Source organism: Simplicispira lacusdiani (assembly GCF_003604195.1).
Taxonomy (GTDB): Bacteria; Pseudomonadota; Gammaproteobacteria; order Burkholderiales; family Burkholderiaceae_C; genus Simplicispira; species Simplicispira lacusdiani.
Window position 1 is genome coordinate 13,785 of record NZ_QXGR01000014.1, and the last position, 23,589, is coordinate 37,373.

Here is a 23,589-nt window from a genome sequence, read left to right on the forward strand (position 1 = left end):
GGCGTACAGTGTTTACAGCAGGCCGGCGGCGCGCAACGCGCCTTCCACCACGGCCTCGTTGCCCTGGGAGAGCGGGGTCATGGGCAGACGCAGCGTGCCGCCGCACAGGCCCATGCGGGCCATGGCCCACTTCACGGGGATGGGGTTGGCCTCGACGAAAAGGTGCTTGTGCACGGGCATGAGGCGGAACTGGATTTCCATGGCACGCTTGACGTCACCGGCGATGGCGGCCACGCACAGTTCGTGCATCAGGCGCGGGGCCACGTTGGCCGTCACGCTGATGTTGCCCTGACCGCCGCACAGCATCAGCGCAACGGCGGTCGGGTCGTCGCCCGAATACACGGCAAAGCCCTTGGGCACGTCGCGGATCAGCCACTGCGCACGCTCGATGTTGCCCGTGGCTTCCTTGATGCCGATGATGCCGGGCACCTGCGCCAGGCGCAGCACGGTGTCGTGCTGCATATCGGCCACCGAGCGGCCGGGCACGTTGTAGAGCACGATGGGCAGGTCGCCCGTGGCTTCGGCGATGGCCTTGAAGTGCTGGTACTGGCCCTCTTGCGTGGGCTTGTTGTAGTAGGGCACGACCTGCAACTGGCTGTCGGCGCCGACCTTCTTGGCGAACTTGGCCAGTTCGATGGCCTCGGCCGTCGAGTTGGCGCCGCAGCCGGCCATGATGGGCACGCGCTTGGCGGCCTGCTCCACGGCCACGCGGATGATCTCGCAATGCTCTTCCACGTTCACCGTGGGCGATTCGCCTGTGGTGCCCACCACGCCGATGCAGTCGGTGCCCTCCGCGATATGCCAGTCGATCAGTTTGCGCAACGTGGGGTAGTCCACGCTGCCATCGGCGTGCATGGGGGTGACGAGGGCGACGATGCTGCCGGTCAGGGGGGCGGTGGGAGAGGTCATGTCCGCAGTCAAAAACGGTAAAAGAGCATTCTAACTAGGAGAGTGCACGCAAGGGATGGCGTGCCGGTGACAGCCCGTCCTCTGCCACGCGCACCGCCGTGATGCGTTGCACGAAGCGCGCCGGGGCATCGAGGAAGCCGTCCTCGTAGGCCACCACGCGCAGCGCGGCGCAGGCCGTGAGCAGTTCCCCGGGGCGCAGCAGGAAGTCGGGCCGCGCGGGGCGGCCCACGGTCTCGTTGCCGCTGGCGAAGGTTTCATAGAGCAGCACGCCCCCGGGCGCCACGCTGTCCACGATGGCGGGCAGCAGCGGCCGCCAGAGGTAGTTCGTCACCACCACGGCGCCGAATGCGCGGCCCGCCAGCGGCCAGGGGCCGTTCTCGATGTCGGCGGCAATGGCTTCGCCCACCTGGGCGGCCGCCTGCACGGCCAGCGGGTCGCGGTCGATACCGGTCACCGCATGGCCACGCGCTTGGAACCAGCGCAGATGGCGTCCGCCACCACAGGCCACGTCGAGCACGGCAGCGCCCTGCGGCACCAGGTGCGACCAGCGGCATACCCATTCGGAGGGCTCGCCCGTGCCTTGGGTGGAGGAAATGCTTGCTATTAAATTCATAGCTGTTTGCGCTTGTTCACCAAGCGCTGGAGGCCAGTTTCGCTTAAAAACAGGCCCACACCTGGTCCGCCAGCATGAGCATGAAGCCGGGGTCGCGGTAGAGCAGGAGCACCGCCAGCAGCATGAGCAGGGCCAGTGCCCCGCCCAGCCAGCGACGCCAGGCGCGGGGAGGGCGGTGCGGGGGCGGGTTCATGGCCGGTTCAGGCGGGTTGGGGCGCCGTGCGCTGCAGCGGCTGCTCGCGCACCGGCAGGTTGACCAGGCAGGCGAGCACGCCCAGGCCGATGGAGATGTACCAGACGATGTCGTAGCTGCCCGTGCGGTCGTACAGCACGCCGCCCAGCCACACGCCCATGAAGCTGCCGATCTGGTGGCTGAAGAACACCAGGCCGCCCAGCATGGACAGGTGCTGCACGCCGAAGATCTGCGCGATGGTGGCGTTGGTGGGGGGCACGGTGGACAGCCACAGCATGCCCATCACGGCCGAGAACACGTACACCGACATCGGCGAGATCGGCACCAGCAGGAACACCACGATGACCACCGAGCGCGCCAGGTAGATGAAGGCCAGGATGAAGCGGCGCGGCATGCGCTGGCCCAGCGAGCCCGCGATGTAGGTGCCGAACACGTTGAACAGCCCGATCAGCGCCAGCGAGAAGCTGGCCACCTGGGGCGAGAGGCCCAGGTCCTTGATGTAGCTGGGCATGTGCACCGCGATGAACACCACCTGGAAGCCGCAGACGAAGTAGCCCAGCGTCAGCAGCGTGAAGCTGGGCGTGCGCACGGCCTCGGCCAGCGCCTGGCCCACGGTCTGGGTGCGTTGCGCCGGGGCCGCGCCCTGGAAGCCCGGCTCGCGCAGCCCGAAAGCCAGTGGAACGATCAGCAGCACCAGCAGCGAGAGCGCCAGCAGCGCATCCTGCCAGCCCAGGCTGGTGATCAGGAAACCTTCGACGGGCACCATGAGGAACTGGCCGAACGACCCCGCCGCCGCCGCCACGCCCATGGCCCAGGAGCGCTTCTCGGGCGCGATCTGGCGCCCCAGCACGCCGTAGATCACCGCATAGGTGGTGCCGGCCTGCGCCGCGCCGATGAGCAGGCCGGTGGTCAGGGCGAACAGCAGGGTGGTGGGCGAGAGCGCCATGCCCACCAGGCCCAGCCCGTAGAGGATGGCGCCCACGATGAGCACGCGGAAGGCGCCGAAGCGGTCGGCCGCCATGCCCGCGAACACACCCACCAGCCCCCAGGCGATGTTCTGGATGGCCAGCGCCAGCGCGAAGGACTGGCGCGTCCAGCCCATCTCCTGCGTGATGGGCTGCAGCCACAGGCCGAAGCCATGGCGGATGCCCATGGACAGGGTCACGATGGCGGCGCCGCAGGCCAGCACCTGGAACATGGACAGTTTCGGGGGATTCGTATGCATACGCTGCAATGTAGCGAGATTGCACGGAATCTGCCGGCACACGGGCGACCGGTACAGTCGCCACAGGTGTCATGCCTGTGAATTCATACAGCACTACAATCCGCGCCCATGGCAGTCAAACCCGTTTCCGCATCCGAATACTCCGAAGGCTCGATCCGCGTGCTCAAGGGCCTGGAGCCCGTCAAGCAGCGCCCGGGCATGTACACCCGCACGGACAACCCCCTGCACATCATCCAGGAGGTGCTGGACAACGCCGCCGACGAGGCCCTGGCGGGCTTCGGCAAGAAGATCAAGGTCACGCTGCACCAGGACGGCTCGGTCAGCGTGGAGGACGACGGCCGGGGCATCCCCTTCGGCCTGCACCCCGAAGAGAAGGCGCCGGTGATCGAACTGGTGTTCACGCGCCTGCACGCCGGCGGCAAGTTCGACAAGGGCAAGGGCGGCGCCTACAGCTTTTCGGGCGGCCTGCACGGCGTGGGCGTGTCGGTCACCAACGCGCTGGCCACGCGCCTGGAGGCCACCAGCCACCGCGAAGGCCAGGCCGCGCGCCTGGTGTTCTCGGGCGGCGATGTGGTTGAGCCCCTGGCGGCGCGCCCCCTGGAGGCCGGCGAGCGCAAGCAGGGCACCACGGTGCGCGTGTGGCCCGACGCCAAGTATTTCGAGTCGAGCAGCCTGCCGATGGGCGAATTGACCCACCTGCTGCGCAGCAAGGCGGTGCTGATGCCCGGCGTCTCGGTCACGCTCGCCAACGAGAAGACGCGCGACACCCAGACTTGGCAGTACAAGGGCGGCCTGCGCGACTACCTGATGCAGACGCTGAGCGCCGACCCGGTGATCCCGCTGTTCGAGGGCGAGGGCTTCGCCGACGCGGGCCACGACAGCTTCGCCGAGGGCGAGGGCGCGGCCTGGGCCGTGGCCTTCACCGAGGACGGCCAGCCGGTGCGCGAAAGTTATGTCAACCTCATCCCCACCAGCGCCGGCGGCACGCACGAAAGCGGCCTGCGCGACGGGCTGTTCCAGGCCGTCAAGTCCTTCATCGAGCTGCACAGCCTGCTGCCCAAGGGCGTGAAGCTGTTGCCCGAGGACGTGTTCGCGCGCGCCAGCTATGTGCTGTCGGCCAAGGTGCTCGACCCGCAGTTCCAGGGCCAGATCAAGGAGCGCCTGAACTCGCGCGACGCGGTGCGCCTGGTCAGCAACTTCGTGCGCCCCACGCTCGAACTGTGGCTGAACCAGCATGTGGACTACGGCAAGAAGCTGGCCGAGCTGGCCATCAAGGCCGCGCAGACACGGCAAAAGGCCGGCCAGAAGGTGGAAAAGCGCAAGGGCTCGGGCGTGGCCGTGCTGCCTGGCAAGCTGACCGACTGCGAAAGCCGCGACATCAGCCACAACGAGGTCTTCCTGGTCGAGGGCGACTCGGCCGGCGGCAGCGCCAAGATGGGCCGCGACAAGGAAAGCCAGGCCATCCTGCCGCTGCGTGGCAAGGTGCTCAACACCTGGGAGGTGGACCGCGACCGCCTGTTCGCCAACACCGAGATCCACGACATCTCGGTCGCCATCGGTGTCGATCCGCACGGCCCGAATGATTCGCCCGACCTCTCGGGCCTGCGCTACGGCAAGGTCTGCATCCTGAGCGACGCCGATGTGGACGGCTCGCACATCCAGGTGCTGCTGCTCACGCTGTTCTTCCGCCACTTCCCCAAGCTCATCGAGGCGGGCCACATCTACGTGGCGCGCCCGCCGCTGTTCCGCGTGGACGTGCCGGCGCGCGGCAAGAAGCCCGCCGCCAAGATGTACGCGCTGGACGACGGCGAGCTGGCCGCCATCCTGGACAAGGCCGAAAAAGACGGCGTGCCGCGCGAGAAGTGCCAGATCAGCCGTTTCAAGGGCCTGGGCGAGATGAACGCCGAGCAGCTCTGGGAAACCACGCTGAACCCCGACACCCGGCGCCTGCTGCCCGTGCAACTGGGTGGCATGGACTTCGCCGCCACCGAGGGCCTCATCACCAAGCTCATGGGCAAGGGCGAGGCCGCCGCGCGGCGCGAGCTCATGGAACTGCACGGCGATGCGGTCGAGATCGACATCTGACGCCATGCCAATGGTTTGCAAGGTTTTCGGCCTGCTGCGCTTGCTGGCCGTGCCCTGCGTGCTATTGTTTTCGCAGCAAATCGCGCGCGCCGACCTCTGGGCCTACGTGGACGAACGCGGCGTGGCGCATTTTGCCGCCGAACAGACGGACGCGCGCTACCAGCTGTTCTTCCGGGGCAACGGCCTGGATGCGCCATCGGGCGCGCCCGCCGGGCAGGCCGCCCTGCCGTTCGCGCTGCCGGCCGCCAGCGCGCGCCTGCTGGCCTTCTTCGAGATCTCGCCCGACTACCAGCGCGTGCGCCACCACCTGCGCGCCGCCGCGCGCCGCCATGGCGTCGAATACGAGCTGCTCCAGGCGCTGATCGCCGCCGAATCGGGCTTCGACGCGGCCGCTGTCTCGCCCCGGGGCGCCATCGGCCTGATGCAGCTCATGCCCGCCACGGCCAGCCGCTTCGGCGTGGTGGCCGATGCCGGGCGCACGCTGGAGCAGAAGCTGGCCGACCCGGCCGTGAACGTGCAGGCCGGCGCGCGCTACCTGCGCCACCTGATCGACCAGTACCCGGGTCGTACCGACCTGGCGCTGGCCGCCTACAACGCGGGCGAGGGCGCCGTGCAGCGCGCCGGCCGGCAGATTCCGCCCATCAAGGAAACCCAGAACTACGTGCGCACCGTGCTGGCCCTGCGGGCCCAGCTCAAGCCGCCCGCGCCCGTGCTGGCGCAGCGCGGTGCCCACCCCCGGGGCCCTCTGCCGCCCGTGCGCGTGGCGCAGACCCCGAACCCGATTGCAACCGAAGCCAACGAATGAGCGACCAACCCACCCTCGATTTCACGACCTCCGGCGAAGGGGACGACACCCTGGGCCTGGCGGGCTATGCCCAGCGGGCCTACCTTGAATACGCGCTGTCGGTCGTCAAGGGCCGCGCGCTGCCCGATGTGTGCGACGGCCTCAAGCCCGTGCAGCGCCGCATCCTGTACGCCATGGACCAGATGGGCCTGGGCTACAGCGGCCCCAACCGCAACGTGGCGGCCAAGCCGGTCAAGAGCGCCCGCGTGGTGGGCGACGTGCTCGGCCGCTTCCACCCGCACGGCGACCAGTCGGCCTACGACGCGCTGGTGCGCCTGGCGCAGGATTTCGCGCAGCGCTATCCGTTGATCGACGGCCAGGGCAACTTCGGCAGCCGCGACGGCGACGGCGCCGCCGCCATGCGCTACACCGAGGCGCGCCTGGCCAAGATCACCAGCCTGCTGCTCGACGAGATCGGCGAGGGCACGGTCGATTTCATGCCCAATTACGACGGCAGCACGCAGGAGCCGCGCCAGCTGCCCGCGCGCCTGCCGTTCGCGCTGCTCAACGGCGCCAGCGGCATCGCCGTGGGCCTGGCCACCGAAATCCCCAGCCACAACCTGCGCGAGGTGGCCGGCGCCTGCGTGGCCCTGGTGAAGAACCCGCAACTGCCCGATGCCGACCTGCAGATGCTGATCCCGGGGCCCGACTACCCGGGCGGCGGCCAGATCATCAGCACGGCCGCCGACATCCAGGACGCCTACCGCACCGGGCGTGGCAGCCTCAAGGTGCGCGCGCGCTGGAAGATCGAGGACCTGGCGCGCGGCCAGTGGCAGATGGTGGTGACCGAGCTGCCGCCGGGCGTGAGCAGCCAGAAGGTGCTCGAAGAGATCGAGGAAATCACCAACCCCAAGGTCAAGGCCGGCAAGAAGGCACTGACGCAGGAGCAGAACCAGCTCAAGGCCAGCATGCTGGCCGTGCTCGACGGCGTGCGCGACGAATCGAGCAAGGACGCGCCCGTGCGCCTGGTGTTCGAGCCCAAGACCGGCAAGGTGCCGCAGCAGGAGCTGACCACCACCCTGCTGGCGCACACCAGCCTGGAGACCTCGGCGCCCATCAACCTCACCATGGTGGGCATCGACGGCAAGCCGGTGCAGAAATCGCTGCGCCAGATGCTGGAGGAGTGGATCGCGTTCCGCCAGGCCACCATCACGCGGCGCAGCCAGCACCGCCTGGACAAGGTGCTGGACCGCATCCACATTCTCGAAGGGCGGCAGATGGTGCTGCTCAACATCGACGAGGTGATCGCCATCATCCGCCAGTCGGACGAGCCCAAGGCCGCGTTGATCGCGCGCTTTGCCTTGAGCGACCGGCAGGCCGAGGACATCCTGGAAATCCGCCTGCGCCAGCTCGCGCGCCTCGAAGCTATCAAGATCGAGCAGGAGCTGAAGGAACTGCGCGAGAGCCAGGGCAAGCTCGAAGAAATCCTCGGCAGCCCGGCGGCGCTGCGCCGCCTGATGGTGAAGGAAATCGAGCAGGACGCCAAGCAGTTTGCCGATGCGCGCCGCACCCTGATCCAGGCTGAGAAGAAGGCCGTGGTCGAGGTGAAGGTGGTGGACGAGCCGGTCACCGTGGTGGTGTCGCAGAAGGGCTGGGTGCGCGCGCGCACCGGCCACGGCCACGAGGCGGCGAGCTTCGCCTTCAAGGCGGGCGACGGGCTGTATGGCACCTTCGAATGCCGCTCGGTGGACCAGCTCCTGGTGTTCGGCCACAACGGCCGCGTCTATTCGGTGCCGGTGGCCCAGCTTCCGGGCGCGCGCGGCGACGGCCAGCCCGTCACCACGCTGATCGACCTGGAGCCCGGCAGCGCCATCGCCCACTACTTCGCAGGCCCGTCCACGGCCCAGCTGCTGCTGGCCAGCACGGGGGGCTACGGCTTCCTGGCCACGGTGGAAAACATGGTCTCGCGCCAGCGCGGCGGCAAGGCCTTCATCACCGTGGGCGAGGGCGAGACGGTGTGCGCGCCCTCGCACGCCGCGCACACGAGCGGCAGCCAGCCGCTGGCGCCGGCCACGCACGTGGCCTGTGCCTCGGCGGGCGGGCGCATCCTCACCTTCGAGATCGGCGAACTCAAGGCCCTGGAAAAAGGCGGGCGCGGCCTGATGCTGATCGACCTGGAGGCCAAGGACCAGCTCGCCGGCGCCGCGGCCTACACGCGCAGCATCCGCATCGAGGGGGTGGGGCGCGGCGGCAAGCCGCGCGAGGAGCAGCTGGAAATCCGCTCGCTGAACAACGCCCGCGCCGCGCGCGGACGCAAGGGCAAGGCGGCGGACCTGGGCTTCAAGCCGGCGGCCGTGACGCGCGTGGAGTAAAGCCGGGCCGCGCGCGGCCGTGGAATCCGCTCGGGGCCCCATGGTCCCCCGAGGCCGTCGTGCGCGAGGCGGGGGGCTGGCGGGGCGCATTGATCGGCGTACACTTTGTTGCCACCAACCGCGCCCGGCAACGAACCGATGCGCGTCTGCCCCACTGGAGAACCACATGACCACCAAACTGCGCATGGGCCACAAGCTGTGGCTGGCGGTGCTTGCCATCATCGTCCTGCTGGTGTCGGTGGTGGGCTTCGCGGCCTACCGTTCGTCCAAATCCCAGGCCCAGGCCGATGCCGTCACCCGCGAGCTGGCCACCCGTGTCGAGTCGGCGCTGAAATGGCAGGGGCTGACCGAGACCAACGCCGCCCGTACCCAGGCCATGATCGTGAGCAGCGACCCGGCGGTCGAGGCCGAATTCAAGGAGGTGATCGCCGCCACCTCGGCGCAGATCAGCCAGGTGCAGAAGTCGCTGGAATCCATGTCCCTGACCGAGGCCGACAAGGCCCAGATGGCCAAGATCGCTGCCGCGCGCAGCGCGATGCTGGACCTGCGCAAGAAGGCCTCCCAGCTCAAGGGCGAAGGCCGGAACGACGAGGCCATTGTCCTGGTCAAGCAGTCCTACAACCCGGCCGTGGCGGCGTACCTGCAGGCACTGCGCGATTTCGTGGACCTGCAGCAGAAATACTCGGTGCAGCGCCAGGCCGAGTTGGGCGCGGACCGCATGCGCACCGTGCAGCTCGCCGGTGGGATGGTCGCCCTGGTGCTGCTGGGCATTGGCGTGGGAGCGTCCTTTCTGATCCGCAGCATCCAGCACCCGCTGGCGCAGGCGCAGTCACTGGCCGAGCACATCGCAGCGGGAGACCTCAGCGCGCGCGAGGACGTGAACCGCGCCGACGAGTTCGGCGACCTGCTGCGTGCCCTGTATGCCATGAGCGAAAGCCTGGGGCGCATGGTGCACCAGGTGCGCCAAAGCACCGACAGCATCGCCATCGCCAGCACCGAGATCGCCCAAGGCAACCACGACCTGTCGGCCCGTACCGAACAGACCTCCAGCAACCTGCAGGAGACCGCGGCCGCCATGGAGCAGTTCACCAGCACCATCCAGCAAAGCGCCTCCAGCGCCCAGCAGGCCAGCGGCCTGGCCCATGGAGCGGCCAGCGTGGCGCGCAAGGGGGGCGAGGTGGTCTCGCAGGTGGTTTCCACCATGGAGGAGATCCAGCAGAGCAGCCGCAAGATCGCCGACATCATCGGCGTGATCGACGGCATCGCCTTCCAGACCAACATCCTGGCGCTGAACGCCGCCGTGGAGGCGGCGCGCGCGGGCGAGCAGGGCCGGGGCTTCGCCGTGGTGGCCTCCGAGGTGCGCAGCCTGGCCGGGCGCAGCGCCGAGGCCGCCAAGGAGATCAAGCAACTCATCGGCGTCTCGGTCGAAAGGGTCGAGGCCGGTTCGGGCCTGGTGCAACAGGCGGGCAGCACCATGCAGGACATCGTGCAATCGGTGCAGCGCGTGACCGACATGATCGGCGAGATCACCGCTGCCTCGACAGAGCAAAGCTCCGGCATCGCCCAGGTGAACCAGGCCGTGGGGCAACTGGACCAGATGACGCAGCAGAACGCCGCGCTGGTGGAACAGAGCACGGCCGCCGCGCAGAGCCTGCGCGAGCAGGCGCAGCAGCTGGCGCAGGCGGTGTCGGTGTTCAAGGTGGCGGGTGGCATCGCGGCACAGGTGGCCCACCAGCCCCGTCCGGTGGCACCGCCCCGGCCCACGGCCGCGCCGGTGGCGCCGCCCCCCAAGCCGCGCGCCGTGGCGGGGAAGGGTGCCCCGGCATCCAGGCCGGCCCCCGTGCCCCCGCCCAAGCCGGCGCCTGCGGCGCCGCGCATCGCCACGCCGCCCAAGGCGGCGGCCGACGAGGGCGACTGGGAAAGCTTCTGAGCCTGTTCTCGCCTGCGCTGCTCCATCCCAGGCCCGTCCGGGGCCTCGTGGTTTTCCCTGGAGGCACGGTGTGGGCCGCAAAGTAGTCATCCCTGCCTAAAAAGTGGGAAAGGCCGCACAGTAAATTACGTTTCGTGACGTATCAGCAGTAGCGGCTCCCATGCACGCGGGCCGCACCACAAGGGAGGAGACATGCGGTTTCAGAATATGCGCACGGCCACCAAGCTCTGGGGCGCCGTGGCCTGGATTGTCATCATGATGCTGGCGGTCGTGGGTTCGGCGGGCTACCGCTCGGCCCGCACCCAGGCCGAGGCCAACCTGGTGCTCCAGGAACTCAATACCCGCGTCGAGGCGGCGCAGCGCTGGATGGGCCTGACCGAAACCAACACGGCGCGCACTCAGGCCCTGGTGCTGGGCGACGATCCGGACACCCGCGCCGAACTCAAGGGCATGATCGCCCGGACGTCCGCCAAGATCGGCGAGGCGCAGGACACGCTCCAGGCCCTGCCCCTGCGGGACGAGGACAAGGCGCAGATCGCCAGGATCGCCGCGGCCCGCACCGCCCTGCAGCAAATGCGCCAGCAGGCCAGCACCCTGGCCGAGCAGGGCAGCGCCGCCGAGGCCAAGACCTTCCTGCGCCAGACCTACAACCCGGCCGCCGCCGCCTACCTGCAGATCCTGCAGGAGTTCGTGGCCATGCAGCAGAACTATGCGCGCGAGCGCCAGATCGCGCTGGGCGGCGAGCGCGTGCGCACGGTGCAGATCGCGGGCGGTTTTGCCAGCCTGGTGCTGCTGGCTGTCTGCGTGGGAGCATATTTCCTGATCCGCGACATCCAGCAACCCCTGGCCCGGGCGCGCGGCCTGGCCGACCGCATCGCGGGCGGCGACCTCAGCGCACGGGAGAGTTCCACGCGCGGCGACGAATTCGGGGACTTGCTGCGTTCGCTCAATGCCATGAGCGACTCGCTGGGCCGGATGGTGCACCAGGTGCGCCAGAGCACCGACAGCATCGCCACGGCCAGCGCGCAGATCGCGGCGGGCAACCACGACCTGTCGGCGCGCACCGAGCAGACCTCCAGCAACCTGCAGCAGACCGCGGCGGCGATGGACCAGTTCACCAGCACCATCCAGCAAAGCGCGGCCAGTGCCCAGCAGGCCAGCACCCTGGCGGCCGGCGCCTCGGGCGTGGCGCGCCGGGGCGGCGACGTGGTGAAAGAGGTGGTCTCCACCATGGAGGATATCCACCAGAGCAGCCAGAAGATCGCCGACATCATTGGCGTGATCGACGGCATCGCGTTCCAGACCAACATCCTGGCACTCAATGCGGCGGTGGAAGCGGCGCGCGCGGGCGAGCAGGGCCGGGGCTTCGCCGTGGTGGCCAGCGAGGTGCGCAGCCTGGCCGGGCGCAGCGCCGAGGCGGCCAAGGAGATCAAGCAGCTCATCGGCGCCTCGGTCGAGCGCGTGGAAGCGGGTTCGCGCCTGGTGCAGGACGCCGGGGCCACGATGCAGGACATCGTGCAATCGGTGCAGCGCGTGACCGACATGATCGGCGAGGTCACGGCCGCGAGCACCGAGCAGAGCGCGGGCATCGCCCAGGTGAACCAGTCCGTGGTGCAGCTCGACCAGATGACGCAGCAGAACGCCGCGCTGGTGGAGCAGAGCACGGCCGCCGCGCAAAGCCTGCGCGAACAGGCCGGGCAGCTGGCGCAGGCCGTGTCGGTGTTCAAGGTGGACACCAGCGGCATGGCCCTGGCCGCGCCCGTGGCCTACCGTGCCGAGGCCACCGTGCCAGCCCCGGTGCGCAAGGCCGCGCCGCCCGCCAAGCCGGCGGTGCGTGTGCCAGCCCAGGCGCCTGCGCGTCTGGCCCAGTCCGTCGCGGCCGCGCCCACCAAGCCGGCCGCGCCGGCCAAGACGCTGGCCGCCGCGCCGCGCGTGGGCGGCGAGGACGACTGGGAATCCTTCTGACCGCGCCGCCCGCGAGGGCGGCGCAGGGATCAGGCCAGTTCGGCGATCAGTTCGATTTCCACGCAGGCGCCCAGGGGGATCTGCGCCACGCCGAAGGCGCTGCGCGCATGCACGCCGGCTTCGCCGAACACTTCGCCGAGCAGCTCGCTGGCGCCATTGGTCACGAGGTGCTGCTCGGTGAAGTCGCCCGTGGAGTTCACCAGGCTCATCACCTTGACGATGCGCTTGACGCGGTTCAGGTCGCCGCCGCAGGCCGCCTGCAGCGTGCCCATGAGGTCGATGGCCACGGCGCGGGCGGCCAGCTTGCCCTCTTCGGTGCTGATGTCGCGGCCAAACTGCGCGGCCCAGGGCTTGCCATCCTTGCGCGCGATGTGGCCGCTCAGGAACACGAGGTTGCCGGTCTGCACGAAGGGCACGTAGGCGGCGGCCGGCACGGCGACGGGCGGCAGGGTGATGTTGAGGGCGGAAAGCTTGTCGTAAACGCTCATGGTGTTCCTTGTGAAAACGGAGTACCGGCGCGGAAGGAGCGGGGCGCTCCGCCATGCCGCCGGTAGCGGCATGCCGGCCAAGGGTTCGCATGTTACACAGACGGCGCGCTGGGCGGTTTTCAGCTTGCCTTAGCATGCGCCGATGGCCGTGCCCCCCGCTTCCCCTTCCGCGTCCCGCACGGGGCCGGTGGCCGCGTGGCCCAAGGCATGGTGGCAGGGCGCGCTGCTCGGCGCCCTGGCCGGTGCCGCCCTGCAACTGCGGCAGCCGGTGCTTTGGCCCTGGGCGGTCTATGCCGCGCTGTGCCTGCTGGCCGGGGCGCTGGCCTGGGGCGCGGCGCGCGCCGGGCGGCCGGGATCGCGCGGCGCTGCCGTGGCCGTGGCCGCAGCGCTGGCGGTGTTCGCGCTGACCGGGCTGCGCGCCGCGCACCAACAGGCGCAGGCGCTCGACCCGGCGCTGGAGGGGCAGGATATTCAGGTCACGGGCGTCGTGGCGGCCATGCCCCAGCCCATCGAGGCGGGCTTGCGCCTGCGGCTGGCGGTGGAGTCGGCCTCGCGGGGCGGCACGCCCGTGCGCCTGCCCGCGCTGATCGACCTGGGCTGGTACCACGGCCTGCACGCGGAGGAACCGGGCACCGCGCAATGGCAGCGCCAGCCCTTGCTGCTGCGCGCGGGCGAGCGCTGGCGCATGGTGGTGCGGCTCAAGGCGCCGCATGGCGCGCGCAACCCGCATGGCTTTGACTACGAGCTGTGGCTGTGGGAGCAGGGCGTGCAGGCCACGGGCTATGTGCGCGCCGGGCCGCGCGACGCGCCGCCCCGGCGCATCGAGGCCACCTGGCGCTACCCCGTGGAGCGCGCGCGCCAGGCGGTGCGCGACGCCATCATCGGCCACCTGGCGCCCGATGCCACGGACGCCGCCGCCGCGCGCCGCGCGGGCGTGGTGGCGGCCCTGGTCACGGGCGACCAGCGCGCCATCGACCGTGCCGACTGGGAGGTGTTCCGCGCCACCGGCGTGGCCCACCTCATGAGCATCTCGGGCCTGCACATCACCTTGTTCGCCTGGCTCGCCGCCGCCGTGGCGCGGCAGCTCTGGCGCCGATCGCGGCGCCTGTGCCTGGCGTTGCCCGCGCCCTCGGCGGCCCTGGTGTGCGGCGTGCTGCTGGCCGCGCTGTATGCGCTGTTCAGCGGTTGGGGTGTGCCGGCACGGCGCACGGTGCTGATGCTGGCCACCGTGGCGTTGCTGCGCCTGGCCGGGCGGCGCTGGCCCTGGCCGCAGGTGTGGCTGCTGGCCTGCGCGGTGGTGGTGGTGCCCGACCCGTGGGCGCTGCTGCAGCCGGGTTTCTGGCTCAGCTTTGTCGCCGTGGCGGTGCTTTTTGCTAGCGATTCAGGAGCTTATGGCGCCCTTTCCACAGGCGTTGGAAGCCGATTTTCTTCAATATTGCGCGAGCAGTGGGTGCTCACGCTGGCGCTGGCGCCGCTGGGCCTGCTGCTGTTCGGCCAGGTATCACTGGTGGGCCTGCTGGCCAATCTGGCGGCGATTCCCTGGGTGACGCTGGTGGTGACGCCGCTGGCCTTCGCTGGCGTGCTGTGGGCGCCGCTGTGGCAGGCCGCGGGCTGGGGCGTGCAGATGCTGGCGCTGCTGCTGGAAGGGCTGGCCGCGCTGCCCTGGGCCTTGGTGTCGGCGCCCGCCGCGCCGTTGTGGGCCGGTGTGGCGGGCCTGGCCGGGGGCGTGCTGCTGGCCCTGCGCTGGCCCTGGCGGGTGCGGCTGCTGGGCCTGCCGCTGCTGCTGCCCGTGCTGCTGTGGCAGGCGCCGCGTCCTGCGCCGGGCCAGTTCGAGCTGCTCGCTGCCGACGTGGGGCAGGGCAACGCCGTGCTGGTGCGCACGGCCGAGCGCACCTTGCTCTACGACGCCGGCCCGCGTTACAGCCGGGTCAGCGACGCGGGCGCGCGCGTGCTGGTGCCGCTGCTGCGTGCCCTGGGCGAGCCGTTGGACGTGCTGATGCTGAGCCACCGCGACAGCGACCATACCGGCGGCGCCGCCGCCGTGCGCGCGCTCTACCCCGAGGCCTTGCTGACCGGCTCCATCGCGGGCGACCCCGCCTTGCAGCGGCTGGGCGCGGCGCAGCCCTGCCTGGCGGGCCAGCGCTGGCAGTGGGATGGCGTGGCCTTCGAGGTGCTGCACCCTTTGCCAGCCGATACCGACGAGGCCGCGCGCCCGGTGCGCGACAACACCCTGAGCTGCGTGCTGCGCGTGGTGGCGGCGGACGGCACGGCGGCGCTGCTGCCGGGCGACATCGAGGCCGCGCAGGAGCAGGCCCTGGTGGCGCGCGCCGCGCCGCTGGCGGCCGATGTGCTGCTGCTGCCGCACCATGGCAGCAAGACCTCGTCGAGCGAGCCCTTTCTCGATGCCGTGCGGCCGCGCACCGCACTGGTGCAGGCGGCCTACCGCAGTCGCTTTGGCCACCCGGCGCCCGAGGTGCTGGCCCGCCTGGACGGGCGTGGCATCGCCGTGGTGGAGTCCGCGCGCTGTGGCGCGGCCCGCTGGTCGTCCGCGCAGCCACGGCAGGTGCGCTGCGAGCGCGACGACCACCCGCGCTACTGGGCGCACCAGCTTCCTGAACGGTGAGGTTTTTGCGGCCGCACTGGCGCGCAACTTGCTATCCTGAGCCCAGGAGGCCCGAGATGCAGAAATTCGACGAGATGTACGCCATGCTGCCGTTCGACGGCAGCGATGTGCGCGAGCATTACAAGCGCTACGGCCATTGGCTGGCGCGCCAGGCACCGGCCACCATGGAGGCGCGCCGCGCCGAGGCCGAGATGATTTTCCGGCGCGTGGGCATCACCTTCGCCGTCTATGGCGACAAGGACGAGGGCGGCGCGGGCAACGAGCGCCTGATTCCCTTCGACCTGGTGCCGCGCATCATCCCGGCGCGGGAATGGGCCACCATGGAGCGCGGGCTGGTGCAGCGCGTGACGGCGCTCAACCGCTTCATCCACGACGTCTACCACGGCCAGGACATCCTGCGCGCCGGCATCGTCCCGGTCGACCTGGTGCAGGGCAATGCCCAGTACCGCCCCGAGATGGCGGGCGTGAAGGTGCCGCGCGACATCTATGCGCATATCGCCGGCATCGACATCGTGCGCGCCGCCAACGCGCAGGGCGAGGGCGTGTACTACGTGCTGGAAGACAACCTGCGCGTGCCCAGCGGCGTGAGCTACATGCTGGAGAACCGCCGCATGATGATGCGCCTTTTCCCCGAGCTGTTCAGCATGCACCAGGTGGCGCCCGTGGCGCACTACCCCGACCTGCTGCTCGACACCCTGCGCGCCAGCGCCCCGGCCGGCGTGGCCACGCCCACGGTGGTGGTGCTCACGCCCGGCATGTACAACAGCGCCTACTTCGAGCACGCCTTCCTCGCGCAGCAGATGGGCGTGGAGCTGGTCGAGGGGCAGGACCTGGTGGTGCGTGATGGCTTCGTCTACATGCGCACCACGCGCGGCCTGCAGCGCGTGCACGTGATCTACCGCCGCGTGGACGACGACTTCCTCGACCCGCAGGTGTTCCGCCCCACCTCCACGCTGGGCTGTCCCGGCCTCATGGAGGCCTACCGCAAGGGCAACGTGGCCATCTGCAACGCCGTGGGCACGGGCGTGGCCGACGACAAATCGGTCTACCCCTACGTGCCGGAGATGATCCGCTTCTACCTGGGCGAGGAGCCCATCCTGCAGAACGTGCCCACCTGGCTGTGCCGCAAGCCGGACGACCTGCGGCATGTGCTGGCGAACCTGAAGGACCTCGTGGTCAAGGAGGTGCATGGCGCGGGCGGCTACGGCATGCTGATCGGCCCGGCGGCCACGCAGGCCGAGATCGAGGACTTCCGCCGCGCCCTCATCGCCGACCCGGCGCGCTACATCGCCCAGCCCACGCTGAGCCTGTCGAGCTGCCCCACCTTCGTGGAGAGCGGCCTGGCGCCCCGCCACATCGACCTGCGGCCCTTCGTGCTCTCGGGCCAGAAGGTGCAGATGGTGGCCGGCGGCCTCACGCGCGTGGCGCTCAAGGAGGGATCGCTCGTCGTCAATTCATCGCAGGGAGGCGGCACCAAGGACACCTGGGTGCTGCAGGAAGAAGGGAGCACGCCATGCTGAGCCGCACCGCCGATCATCTGTTCTGGATGTCGAGATACACAGAGCGGGCAGAAAACACCGCCCGGATGTTGAACGTAGGCTACGAGACTTCCCTCCTGCCCCAGTCCACCGCCAAGGCGCAGGAGGGCTGGCTGGGCCTGCTGTCGATCAGCGAACTGATCCCCGCCTACACGGCGCGCCACGGCGCCGTCACGCGCGAGGGGGTGCTGGACTTCATGGTGCGCGACGGCAACAACCCCTCGTCCATCCTGTCGTGCCTGCGCGGTGCGCGCGAGAACGCCCGCGCGGTGCGCGGCGCGCTCACCACCGAGGTGTGGGAGACGCAGAACCAGACCTGGCTGGAGCTGCACCGCCTGCTCGAAGGCGGGGCCTTCGAGCGCGACCCGGGCCAGTTCTTCGAGTGGGTGAAGTACCGCTCGCACCTCTCGCGTGGCGTCACGCTGGGCACCATGCTGCAGGACGAGGCCTTCCACTTCCTGCGCCTGGGCACCTTCCTGGAACGGGCCGACAACACCGCGCGCCTGCTCGATGTGAAGTTCCACGCCGTGGAGAGCGATTTCCACGGCGTCGTCACCGGCCGCGAGCCCGAGGCCGACTTCTACCACTGGAGCGCCATCCTGCGCAGCGTTTCGGCCTTCGAGGTGTACCGCAAGGTCTACCGTGACGTGATCACGCCCGAGCGCGTGGCCGACCTGCTGATCCTGCGCCGCGACATGCCGCGCTCGCTGCATGCCAGCCTGCGCGAGGTGGTGGACAACCTGGCCCTGGTCTCCAACGGCCACTCGGCCGAAACCGAGCGCCGCGCCGGCCGCCTGCTGGCCGACCTGCAGTACGGCCGCATCGACGAGATTTTGGCGACCGGCCTGCACGCCTTCCTCACGCAGTTCCTGGACCGCGTGAACGACCTGGGCGCGGGCATCGGGCGCGACTTCCTTGTCGCGCCCTCGCACTGAAGCGAAACACCCCCCTGAGCGACTTCGTCGCTTCCCCCCGCTCTCGCATTGCTGCGCAATGCGGGCAGGGGGACGCAGCCCTTGCTGCGGGGCGGCCCTTGCTTGGCTGCCCTGGCCTGGGCCGCGCCCGTGTCATGGGTCGCGGGTGCTGCTGCACCATGAAAACTGATACGGGGTGAACGCGGGCTGGGCCGGCGGCTCAGCCTCTCAACGCCCGCCCGGGGCGTTGCGCCGCTGCTCGCGCAGCATGAACAGGTAGAGGCTCTCCACCTTCTCGCGCGCCCAGGGCGTCTTGCGCAAGAACTTGAGGCTGGACGACACGCTGGGGTCGCTCTGGAAGCAGCGCACCGGCACCAGCCGGCCCAGCTCCTGCCAGCCGTAGTGCGCCTGCAGCGCCACCACCATGGCTTCGAGCGTGACGCCGTGCAGGGGGTTGCGCGGCTGTGCCCGTGGCGCGGTGGAGGGGGCGGCGGGGGCTTGCTCGTCGGGGTTCATGCCCGGCAGCATAGCGTGCCGGGGTGGGCCACCTGTTTCCGAGGGGGTTTTGGTGTTCGCATAATAGATAAAACAAATTACATCGATGTAATCAATTGATTGGATTGATTTCAATGGAATGCCCATACTTCGTTCTGTGTCCACACCAACCAACGAAAGGTAAGAGCCATGTCCCTGATCAACACCCAAGTCCAGCCCTTCAAGACCCAGGCTTTCCACAACGGCAAGTTCATCGAAGTCACGGAACAATCCCTCAAGGGCAAGTGGTCCGTGCTGATCTTCATGCCCGCCGCTTTCACCTTCAACTGCCCCACCGAAGTGGAAGACGCCGCCGAGCACTACGCCGAGTTCCAGAAGGCGGGTGCCGAGGTGTACATCGTCACCACCGACACCCACTTCTCGCACAAGGTCTGGCATGAAACCTCGCCCGCCGTGGGCAAGGCCAAGTTCCCGCTGGTGGGTGACCCCACGCACCAGCTGACCAATGCCTTTGGTGTGCACATCCCCGAGGAAGGCCTGGCACTGCGCGGCACCTTCATCATCAACCCCGAGCTGACGATCAAGACCCTGGAAATCCATTCCAACGAAATCGCCCGCGATGTGAAGGAAACCCTGCGCAAGCTCAAGGCAGCCCAGTACACGGCAGCGCATCCTGGCGAAGTGTGCCCCGCCAAGTGGAACGAAGGTGCCAAGACCATCGCTCCCTCGCTCGACCTGGTCGGCAAGATCTAAGGCATCGCCACCCCGTCAGTCGCACTGACCACAAAGACGCCCGGGTGCCTGGCGCCCGGGCTTTTTTACGCCCATAAATCGAATTTCAGGAGTTTTGCCATGCTCGACGACACCCTCAAGACCCAGTTGAAAGCCTACCTGGAGCGCTTGCAGCGCCCGGTGGAACTGGTGGCCACGCTGGATGGCAGCGCCACGTCGAACGAGCTGCGCGAACTGCTGGAAGACATCCGCGCTCAGTCGGACAAGATCACCGTGGTTGAGCGCGATGACGCACAGGCGCGCAAGCCCTCGTTCCTCATCACCAACCCCGGCACGGACAGCGGCGTGCGCTTCGCCGGCGTGCCTCTGGGCCATGAATTCACCTCCCTCGTGCTGGCGCTGCTGCACGTGGGCGGCCACCCCTCCAAGGAAGCGGCCGATCTGCTGCAGCAGATCCGCGAGCTGGACGGCGATTACCACTTCGAGACCTACTACTCCCTGAGCTGCCACAACTGCCCCGACGTGGTGCAGGCGCTCAACCTCATGAGCGCGCTCAACCCGCGCATCACCCACACCGCCATCGACGGCGGCCTGTTCCAGAACGAGATCGAGGCACGCGAAATCATGGGCGTGCCCACCGTGTTCCTCAATGGCGAGCGCTTCGCCCAGGGCCGCATGGAGCTGGCCGAGATCGTCGGCAAGATCGACAAGGGCGCCGCCGCCAAGGACGCCGCCAAGCTCAACGCCAAGGAAGCATTCGACGTGCTCATCGTCGGTGGTGGCCCCGCAGGCGCGGCTGCCGCCGTGTACGCAGCGCGCAAGGGCATCCGCACCGGCGTGGCGGCCGAGCGCTTTGGTGGTCAGGTGCTCGACACCGTGGACATCGAGAACTACATCTCCATCAGCAAGACCGAAGGCCCGCAGTTCGCCGCCGCGCTGGAGCGCCATGTGCGCGACTACGAGGTCGACATCATGAACCTGCAGCGCGCCAAGGCGCTCAAGCCCGCCGCTACCGAAGGCGGCCTGATCGAGGTCGAGCTGGAGAGCGGCGCCACGCTGCGCGGCAAGACCGTGATCCTGTCCACCGGCGCGCGCTGGCGCAACATGAACGTGCCCGGCGAGGAGCAGTACCGCACCAAGGGCGTGACCTACTGCCCGCACTGCGACGGCCCGCTGTTCAAGGGCAAGCGCGTGGCCGTGATCGGCGGCGGCAACTCCGGCATCGAGGCCGCCATCGACCTGGCGGGCGTGGTGGCGCATGTGACGGTGCTCGAATTCGCGCCGGAGCTGAAGGCCGATGCCGTGCTGCAGCGCAAGCTCAAGAGCCTGCCCAACGTTCAGGTCATCCTCAACGCCCAGACCACCGAGGTCAACGGCGACGGCCACAAGGTCACCGGCATCACCTACAAGGACCGCGTGGGCGGCGGCGTGCAGCAGATCGCGCTCGAAGGGATCTTCGTGCAGATCGGCCTGCTGCCCAACACCGACTGGCTCAAGGGCACGGTGGAGCTGTCGAAGTTCGGCGAAATCATCATCGACGCCAAGGGCCACACCAGCGTGCCCGGCGTGTTCGCTGCCGGCGACTGCACCACGGTGCCCTACAAGCAGATCGTCATCGCCGCCGGCGCGGGCGCCACGGCCGCGCTGAGCGCGTTCGACCATCTCATTCGGACGACGGCGCCGGCGTGAATTTCAAGCCAAATCGGGATCTGGCGCTTATGCAGTAAGCGCCAGTAGCTATCAAAATAAAAGCGGCGGGCTGTGGAAACAGCACTGCCGCTTTGGTTTGGCACGCAGGCGCGGGCGGGTTGAGGCAGGGCCCGGGCATGCGCTTGGCCGAGATCCGCCTCAGCAGCAGCGTGGGCCGCAGCCGCAACCCGTCGCCACGGATGCGGCGGCCGGGGCCACGGCTTCAGCCGTCTTCCCTGGTACCAGAGGCTTGCGTGCCCGCACGAAGCCACTGGCGAATCGGCCGTCCACCTCGCGCGCCAGTTGCTGCATGTGTGCCGGCTGGCCCGCCAGGAAATCGGCAGCGTCTTCCGCCGTGTAGACCCGCGTGATTTCGATGACCGCGTCCTCGAAGCCGGCGGCCCGCAGCTTGGCGATGTAGTCGGCATCGCGCAGCGCTCCGGCCACGCAGCCAATCCACAATTCCATGTTGCGGCGGATCGATTCGGGCACCTCTCCGCGCACCACCACGTCCGACACCGCGAAGCGGCCGCCCGGCTTGAGCACGCGGAAGGCTTCGCGCAGCACGCGGTCCTTGTCCGCCGACAGATTGATCACGCAATTGGAGATGATCACGTCCACCGAGTTGGCCGGCAGCGGGATGTGCTCGATCTCGCCCTTCAGGAAATGCACGTTGGACAGGCCGCTCTTGCGCTTGTTCTCCTGCGCCAGGGCCAGCATCTGGTCGGTCATGTCCAGGCCGTAGGCCGTGCCGGTGGGGCCGACGCGCTTGGCCGAGAGCAGAACGTCGATGCCGCCACCCGAGCCCAGGTCTAGCACCGTCTCGCCGGGCTGGAGTTCCGCCAGCGCGGTCGGGTTGCCGCAGCCCAGCGATGCCAGCATCGCCTCGGCCGGCACGTCGGCCGCCTGGGCCTGGTCGTACAGGTTCGAGGTGATGGGGTCCCACTGTTCGGGTGACGCCGCCGAGCCACCGCAACAGGACGTTCCACCGCCCTGCGCCACGCGCTCGGCCGCCGCGCCGTATTTCTGCCTGACCACTTCCTTCACATCCGTCATTTCACTCATCACGCTCTCCTTCATCAAGGTTTGGTTCAACCACAGCAGGTGACGCGCCCAGGCTCCACCGCCTTGTTGCGGGTACAGCACTCGGCGTACAGAAAGCCCAGCAGTTCTTCCAGCCCGGCGGTGTTGGCGGTGCACCGCAGGAAGGTGCCTTCGCGCTGGACGGTCACCAAGCCCTCGTTCTTGAGCTTGTCCAAGTGGTGCGACAGCGTCGAGCCGGCCATGCCCAGCTCGGCCGCGATCTCGCCGACGAACAGCCCCTCGGGATGCGCGGTGAGCAGCAGCCGCACGATGGCCAAGCGGGGCTCGGTGCCCATCGCGGCGAGCATGCGCGCGAACCGGGCCGTGGTGGAGGGCTGGTGGGTTTGGGGCATTGGAGCTTCTTGCATCTATATTTCTACAATAATCGAAATATAACGCGGCTGTCAAGCGCACGTGGCAAGACCCGGAAGCCATCGAACCGGGTCGCTGCCGACGCTTGGCGAACGGCCTCCCAGGCCGAAGGCCGTTTTTTGAATCCTCCGGCCACGGCCCAGGCCCTCGCGGGCCCGGGGCGTTGCACAGGCTGCTTAAAACTGCTTCGCCACCGACAGCACCAGCGCCGTCCGGTCCAGCTTGCGCAAATTGCCGTTGGCATCCATGGCCGTGAACAGGCTGCGGTCGCGCACGCGCACGCCGGTGATCTCGGCGCCGAAGGTCAGGCCCCAGCGCTTGTGCGCGATGCCCACGCTGTAGTCCACGGTGTTGAGCACGCTGAAGTTGCGCACGGCCTGCAGGCCCACATGGGCGAGCAGGCGGGTCTGGCCGTCGAGCGGGTAGGCCACGTCAAAGTCCAGCAGGTGCGTGCCGCCGCTGCGGCGCATGCCGGGGCCGTAGCAGTTGAAGGCCGCGCTCGGGTCGCCGCCCGCCATCACGGCCGGCAGGTAGCCCGCGCAGACGGTGGAGGTGTTCAGGCCCCGGTAGTCGCGGCTCAGCACATGGAGGTAGCGCGCGTTCAGGATGCCCCAGCCCAGCTCGCCCACCAGGTAGCTGGTGTGAAAGCGCGAGGTGGCCGTGCCCGTGGGCTGCAGGGCCTCGTCGAAGCCGGTGGGCACGTCCGTGGCGCGGGCCTGGGGGAAGAATTCGCGCGCGATGCCGGCGCCGTAGTGCCAGCCGTCGGGGTCGCCGCCCCGGTAGCCCACGGCCGCGAGCAGGGTGGCGCGGTTGCTTTCGGGGAAGATCACCTTGCTCACGCTGGCGAGTTGCAAGCGCCCGATGAAACCCGATTCGTGCGCGGCGTTGAGCGTGATTTCGGCGCCGGGCCGGTTGAAGGTGTCGGACACGCCGCGCGACTTGCGGTCGCTCAGCAGCTTCACCTCCGTGTCGATGGAATAGCTTTGCACCTCGGGCTCGGCCGGGGCCGCGCGGCCCTGTGCGAGGGCGCTGGCGCCCAGGGTGAGCGCGGCCAGCGCGAAGGCGCAGTGGCGTGCCAGAACAGTGTTGTGCATGGTGTGTCTCCTCATGGTCGCCCTTGGCGGGTCTGGTGGGGGTTGGGGTCAGCGGGGCTTGCATCCCTCGGGGATGGCGGCCGTGCGCGCCATCTCCTCGGTTTCGCCGAGCATTTCGGTGCCGATGTAGGCGCGCAGCGCCAGGGTGTCGCCCTTCACGCGCAGCGCGCCCTTGTAGTTCTTGCCGGTGCGCGGGTCGTGCACCCAGCCGTTGCGCCAGGCGCTGCCGTCCCATTGCCGCAGCTGGGCGATCTGCACGCCGCAGGCGTCCTGCGGCGTGCCCGCGTCCTTGTCCCAGACGATGCGGCCGCACAGCGCGGCCGTGCCGCCCGCGTCGCAGGGCGCGAACTGGATGACGGCGGCCTTGTCGCCGCTGAGCCACAGGCCCTGGGCGTCTTGCGGGCTGGCGGCCAGGGCGCTGGTGGCCGGGGCGAGAAGCAGCGCCAGGGCAGGGGCTGCGAGGAAGGGAGTGGGGCGCATGGTCG

Annotated in this window: 20 protein-coding genes; 10 read left to right on the top strand and 10 right to left on the bottom strand. The window is 69.2% G+C overall.

Going from position 1 to position 23,589, the window contains the following annotated elements:
* Positions 1–12: 12 nt before the first annotated feature.
* The 4 genes from dapA to D8S75_RS16075 are packed head-to-tail and all read right to left on the bottom strand — an operon-like array spanning position 13 to position 2,940.
* Positions 13–909, bottom strand: a complete 897-nt coding sequence (gene dapA / locus D8S75_RS16065; protein ID WP_119967371.1) for a 4-hydroxy-tetrahydrodipicolinate synthase — start codon at positions 907–909, stop codon at positions 13–15.
* Between the two features lie 34 nt (positions 910–943).
* Positions 944–1,522 carry a class I SAM-dependent methyltransferase gene (locus D8S75_RS16070; RefSeq protein WP_119967372.1) on the bottom strand — a complete coding sequence of 193 codons (579 nt, stop codon included), beginning with the start codon at positions 1,520–1,522 and terminating at the stop codon, positions 944–946.
* A gap of 43 nt (positions 1,523–1,565) precedes the next feature.
* The gene (locus tag D8S75_RS17605; RefSeq protein ID WP_198673228.1) at positions 1,566–1,715 is read right to left on the bottom strand and encodes a hypothetical protein; all 150 of its coding nucleotides are present in this window, start codon (positions 1,713–1,715) and stop codon (positions 1,566–1,568) included.
* A gap of 7 nt (positions 1,716–1,722) precedes the next feature.
* The gene (locus D8S75_RS16075) at positions 1,723–2,940 is read right to left on the bottom strand and encodes an MFS transporter (RefSeq protein ID WP_119967373.1); all 1,218 of its coding nucleotides are present in this window, start codon (positions 2,938–2,940) and stop codon (positions 1,723–1,725) included.
* A gap of 108 nt (positions 2,941–3,048) precedes the next feature.
* Here D8S75_RS16075 and D8S75_RS16080 point away from each other — a divergent pair, with 108 nt between their 5' ends.
* The 5 genes from D8S75_RS16080 (at position 3,049) to D8S75_RS16100 (ending at position 12,076) form a co-directional block, all read left to right on the top strand.
* Positions 3,049–5,025: a DNA topoisomerase IV subunit B gene (locus D8S75_RS16080; RefSeq protein WP_119967374.1), complete on the top strand. Its 1,977-nt coding sequence runs from the start codon at positions 3,049–3,051 to the stop codon at positions 5,023–5,025.
* A 4-nt stretch (positions 5,026–5,029) separates the two neighbouring features.
* On the top strand, positions 5,030–5,830 hold the full coding sequence (locus D8S75_RS16085) for a lytic transglycosylase domain-containing protein (RefSeq protein WP_119967376.1): 801 nt from the start codon (positions 5,030–5,032) through the stop codon (positions 5,828–5,830).
* On the top strand, positions 5,827–8,181 hold the full coding sequence (parC, locus tag D8S75_RS16090; protein ID WP_119967377.1) for a DNA topoisomerase IV subunit A: 2,355 nt from the start codon (positions 5,827–5,829) through the stop codon (positions 8,179–8,181). The genes D8S75_RS16085 and parC overlap by 4 nt, the downstream gene beginning before the upstream one ends.
* A gap of 166 nt (positions 8,182–8,347) precedes the next feature.
* Entirely contained in the window at positions 8,348–10,111 is a 1,764-nt protein-coding gene (locus tag D8S75_RS16095) for a methyl-accepting chemotaxis protein (RefSeq protein WP_119967378.1), read from the top strand.
* Positions 10,112–10,303: 192 nt separating this feature from the next.
* Positions 10,304–12,076 carry a methyl-accepting chemotaxis protein gene (locus D8S75_RS16100; protein ID WP_119967379.1) on the top strand — a complete coding sequence of 591 codons (1,773 nt, stop codon included), beginning with the start codon at positions 10,304–10,306 and terminating at the stop codon, positions 12,074–12,076.
* Between the two features lie 29 nt (positions 12,077–12,105).
* Here the strand turns inward: D8S75_RS16100 and D8S75_RS16105 are convergent, their stop codons facing one another.
* A complete protein-coding gene (locus D8S75_RS16105; protein WP_119967380.1) occupies positions 12,106–12,564 on the bottom strand; it encodes a RidA family protein in 459 nt (152 codons plus the stop codon).
* A 142-nt stretch (positions 12,565–12,706) separates the two neighbouring features.
* Here D8S75_RS16105 and D8S75_RS16110 point away from each other — a divergent pair, with 142 nt between their 5' ends.
* Genes D8S75_RS16110 through D8S75_RS16120 form a run of 3 tightly spaced genes read left to right on the top strand, consistent with a single transcriptional unit; the run spans position 12,707 to position 17,660 of the window.
* Complete coding sequence (locus D8S75_RS16110; RefSeq protein WP_119967381.1) at positions 12,707–15,187, top strand: DNA internalization-related competence protein ComEC/Rec2; 2,481 nt, start codon at positions 12,707–12,709, stop codon at positions 15,185–15,187.
* A 56-nt stretch (positions 15,188–15,243) separates the two neighbouring features.
* On the top strand, positions 15,244–16,707 hold the full coding sequence (locus D8S75_RS16115) for a circularly permuted type 2 ATP-grasp protein (protein WP_119967382.1): 1,464 nt from the start codon (positions 15,244–15,246) through the stop codon (positions 16,705–16,707).
* Positions 16,701–17,660 (top strand): alpha-E domain-containing protein, encoded by a 960-nt coding sequence (locus tag D8S75_RS16120; RefSeq protein WP_119967384.1) that lies wholly within the window; start codon positions 16,701–16,703, stop codon positions 17,658–17,660. Before D8S75_RS16115 ends, D8S75_RS16120 begins: the two co-directional genes overlap by 7 nt.
* Before the next feature lie 207 nt (positions 17,661–17,867).
* On the opposite strand, the gene D8S75_RS16125 is transcribed toward D8S75_RS16120, so the two are convergent.
* On the bottom strand, positions 17,868–18,155 hold the full coding sequence (locus D8S75_RS16125) for a VF530 family protein (protein WP_119967452.1): 288 nt from the start codon (positions 18,153–18,155) through the stop codon (positions 17,868–17,870).
* 168 nt (positions 18,156–18,323) lie between these two features.
* Here D8S75_RS16125 and ahpC point away from each other — a divergent pair, with 168 nt between their 5' ends.
* On the top strand, positions 18,324–18,887 hold the full coding sequence (gene ahpC / locus D8S75_RS16130) for an alkyl hydroperoxide reductase subunit C (protein ID WP_119967386.1): 564 nt from the start codon (positions 18,324–18,326) through the stop codon (positions 18,885–18,887).
* A gap of 99 nt (positions 18,888–18,986) precedes the next feature.
* Entirely contained in the window at positions 18,987–20,555 is a 1,569-nt protein-coding gene (ahpF, locus tag D8S75_RS16135; protein ID WP_119967388.1) for an alkyl hydroperoxide reductase subunit F, read from the top strand.
* Positions 20,556–20,714: 159 nt separating this feature from the next.
* On the opposite strand, the gene D8S75_RS16140 is transcribed toward ahpF, so the two are convergent.
* The 4 genes from D8S75_RS16140 to D8S75_RS16155 form a co-directional block, all read right to left on the bottom strand.
* The gene (locus D8S75_RS16140) at positions 20,715–21,620 is read right to left on the bottom strand and encodes an arsenite methyltransferase (protein ID WP_119967453.1); all 906 of its coding nucleotides are present in this window, start codon (positions 21,618–21,620) and stop codon (positions 20,715–20,717) included.
* A gap of 26 nt (positions 21,621–21,646) precedes the next feature.
* Entirely contained in the window at positions 21,647–21,991 is a 345-nt protein-coding gene (locus D8S75_RS16145; RefSeq protein ID WP_119967389.1) for an ArsR/SmtB family transcription factor, read from the bottom strand.
* Between the two features lie 195 nt (positions 21,992–22,186).
* A complete protein-coding gene (locus D8S75_RS16150) occupies positions 22,187–23,104 on the bottom strand; it encodes a TorF family putative porin (RefSeq protein ID WP_157982671.1) in 918 nt (305 codons plus the stop codon).
* A gap of 48 nt (positions 23,105–23,152) precedes the next feature.
* Positions 23,153–23,584 carry a DUF2147 domain-containing protein gene (locus tag D8S75_RS16155; RefSeq protein WP_119967393.1) on the bottom strand — a complete coding sequence of 144 codons (432 nt, stop codon included), beginning with the start codon at positions 23,582–23,584 and terminating at the stop codon, positions 23,153–23,155.
* Between the last annotated feature and the right edge of the window lie 5 nt (positions 23,585–23,589).

What these genes read in the sequence shown, in the direction of transcription:
- D8S75_RS16100 (WP_119967379.1), top strand. Translation starts at nt 10,304, where the DNA reads ATGCGGTTTCAGAATATGCGCACGGCCACCAAGCTCTGGGGCGCCGTG.
- D8S75_RS16075 (WP_119967373.1), bottom strand. Translation starts at nt 2,940, where the DNA reads ATGCATACGAATCCCCCGAAACTGTCCATGTTCCAGGTGCTGGCCTGC.
- D8S75_RS16080 (WP_119967374.1), top strand. Translation starts at nt 3,049, where the DNA reads ATGGCAGTCAAACCCGTTTCCGCATCCGAATACTCCGAAGGCTCGATC.
- D8S75_RS16105 (WP_119967380.1), bottom strand. Translation starts at nt 12,564, where the DNA reads ATGAGCGTTTACGACAAGCTTTCCGCCCTCAACATCACCCTGCCGCCC.
- D8S75_RS16150 (WP_157982671.1), bottom strand. Translation starts at nt 23,104, where the DNA reads ATGCACAACACTGTTCTGGCACGCCACTGCGCCTTCGCGCTGGCCGCG.
- D8S75_RS16110 (WP_119967381.1), top strand. Translation starts at nt 12,707, where the DNA reads ATGGCCGTGCCCCCCGCTTCCCCTTCCGCGTCCCGCACGGGGCCGGTG.
- ahpC (WP_119967386.1), top strand. Translation starts at nt 18,324, where the DNA reads ATGTCCCTGATCAACACCCAAGTCCAGCCCTTCAAGACCCAGGCTTTC.
- D8S75_RS16095 (WP_119967378.1), top strand. Translation starts at nt 8,348, where the DNA reads ATGACCACCAAACTGCGCATGGGCCACAAGCTGTGGCTGGCGGTGCTT.
- D8S75_RS16070 (WP_119967372.1), bottom strand. Translation starts at nt 1,522, where the DNA reads ATGAATTTAATAGCAAGCATTTCCTCCACCCAAGGCACGGGCGAGCCC.
- D8S75_RS16125 (WP_119967452.1), bottom strand. Translation starts at nt 18,155, where the DNA reads ATGAACCCCGACGAGCAAGCCCCCGCCGCCCCCTCCACCGCGCCACGG.
- D8S75_RS16140 (WP_119967453.1), bottom strand. Translation starts at nt 21,620, where the DNA reads ATGAGTGAAATGACGGATGTGAAGGAAGTGGTCAGGCAGAAATACGGC.
- D8S75_RS16120 (WP_119967384.1), top strand. Translation starts at nt 16,701, where the DNA reads ATGCTGAGCCGCACCGCCGATCATCTGTTCTGGATGTCGAGATACACA.
- D8S75_RS16155 (WP_119967393.1), bottom strand. Translation starts at nt 23,584, where the DNA reads ATGCGCCCCACTCCCTTCCTCGCAGCCCCTGCCCTGGCGCTGCTTCTC.
- D8S75_RS17605 (WP_198673228.1), bottom strand. Translation starts at nt 1,715, where the DNA reads ATGAACCCGCCCCCGCACCGCCCTCCCCGCGCCTGGCGTCGCTGGCTG.
- D8S75_RS16085 (WP_119967376.1), top strand. Translation starts at nt 5,030, where the DNA reads ATGCCAATGGTTTGCAAGGTTTTCGGCCTGCTGCGCTTGCTGGCCGTG.
- ahpF (WP_119967388.1), top strand. Translation starts at nt 18,987, where the DNA reads ATGCTCGACGACACCCTCAAGACCCAGTTGAAAGCCTACCTGGAGCGC.
- parC (WP_119967377.1), top strand. Translation starts at nt 5,827, where the DNA reads ATGAGCGACCAACCCACCCTCGATTTCACGACCTCCGGCGAAGGGGAC.
- dapA (WP_119967371.1), bottom strand. Translation starts at nt 909, where the DNA reads ATGACCTCTCCCACCGCCCCCCTGACCGGCAGCATCGTCGCCCTCGTC.
- D8S75_RS16115 (WP_119967382.1), top strand. Translation starts at nt 15,244, where the DNA reads ATGCAGAAATTCGACGAGATGTACGCCATGCTGCCGTTCGACGGCAGC.
- D8S75_RS16145 (WP_119967389.1), bottom strand. Translation starts at nt 21,991, where the DNA reads ATGCCCCAAACCCACCAGCCCTCCACCACGGCCCGGTTCGCGCGCATG.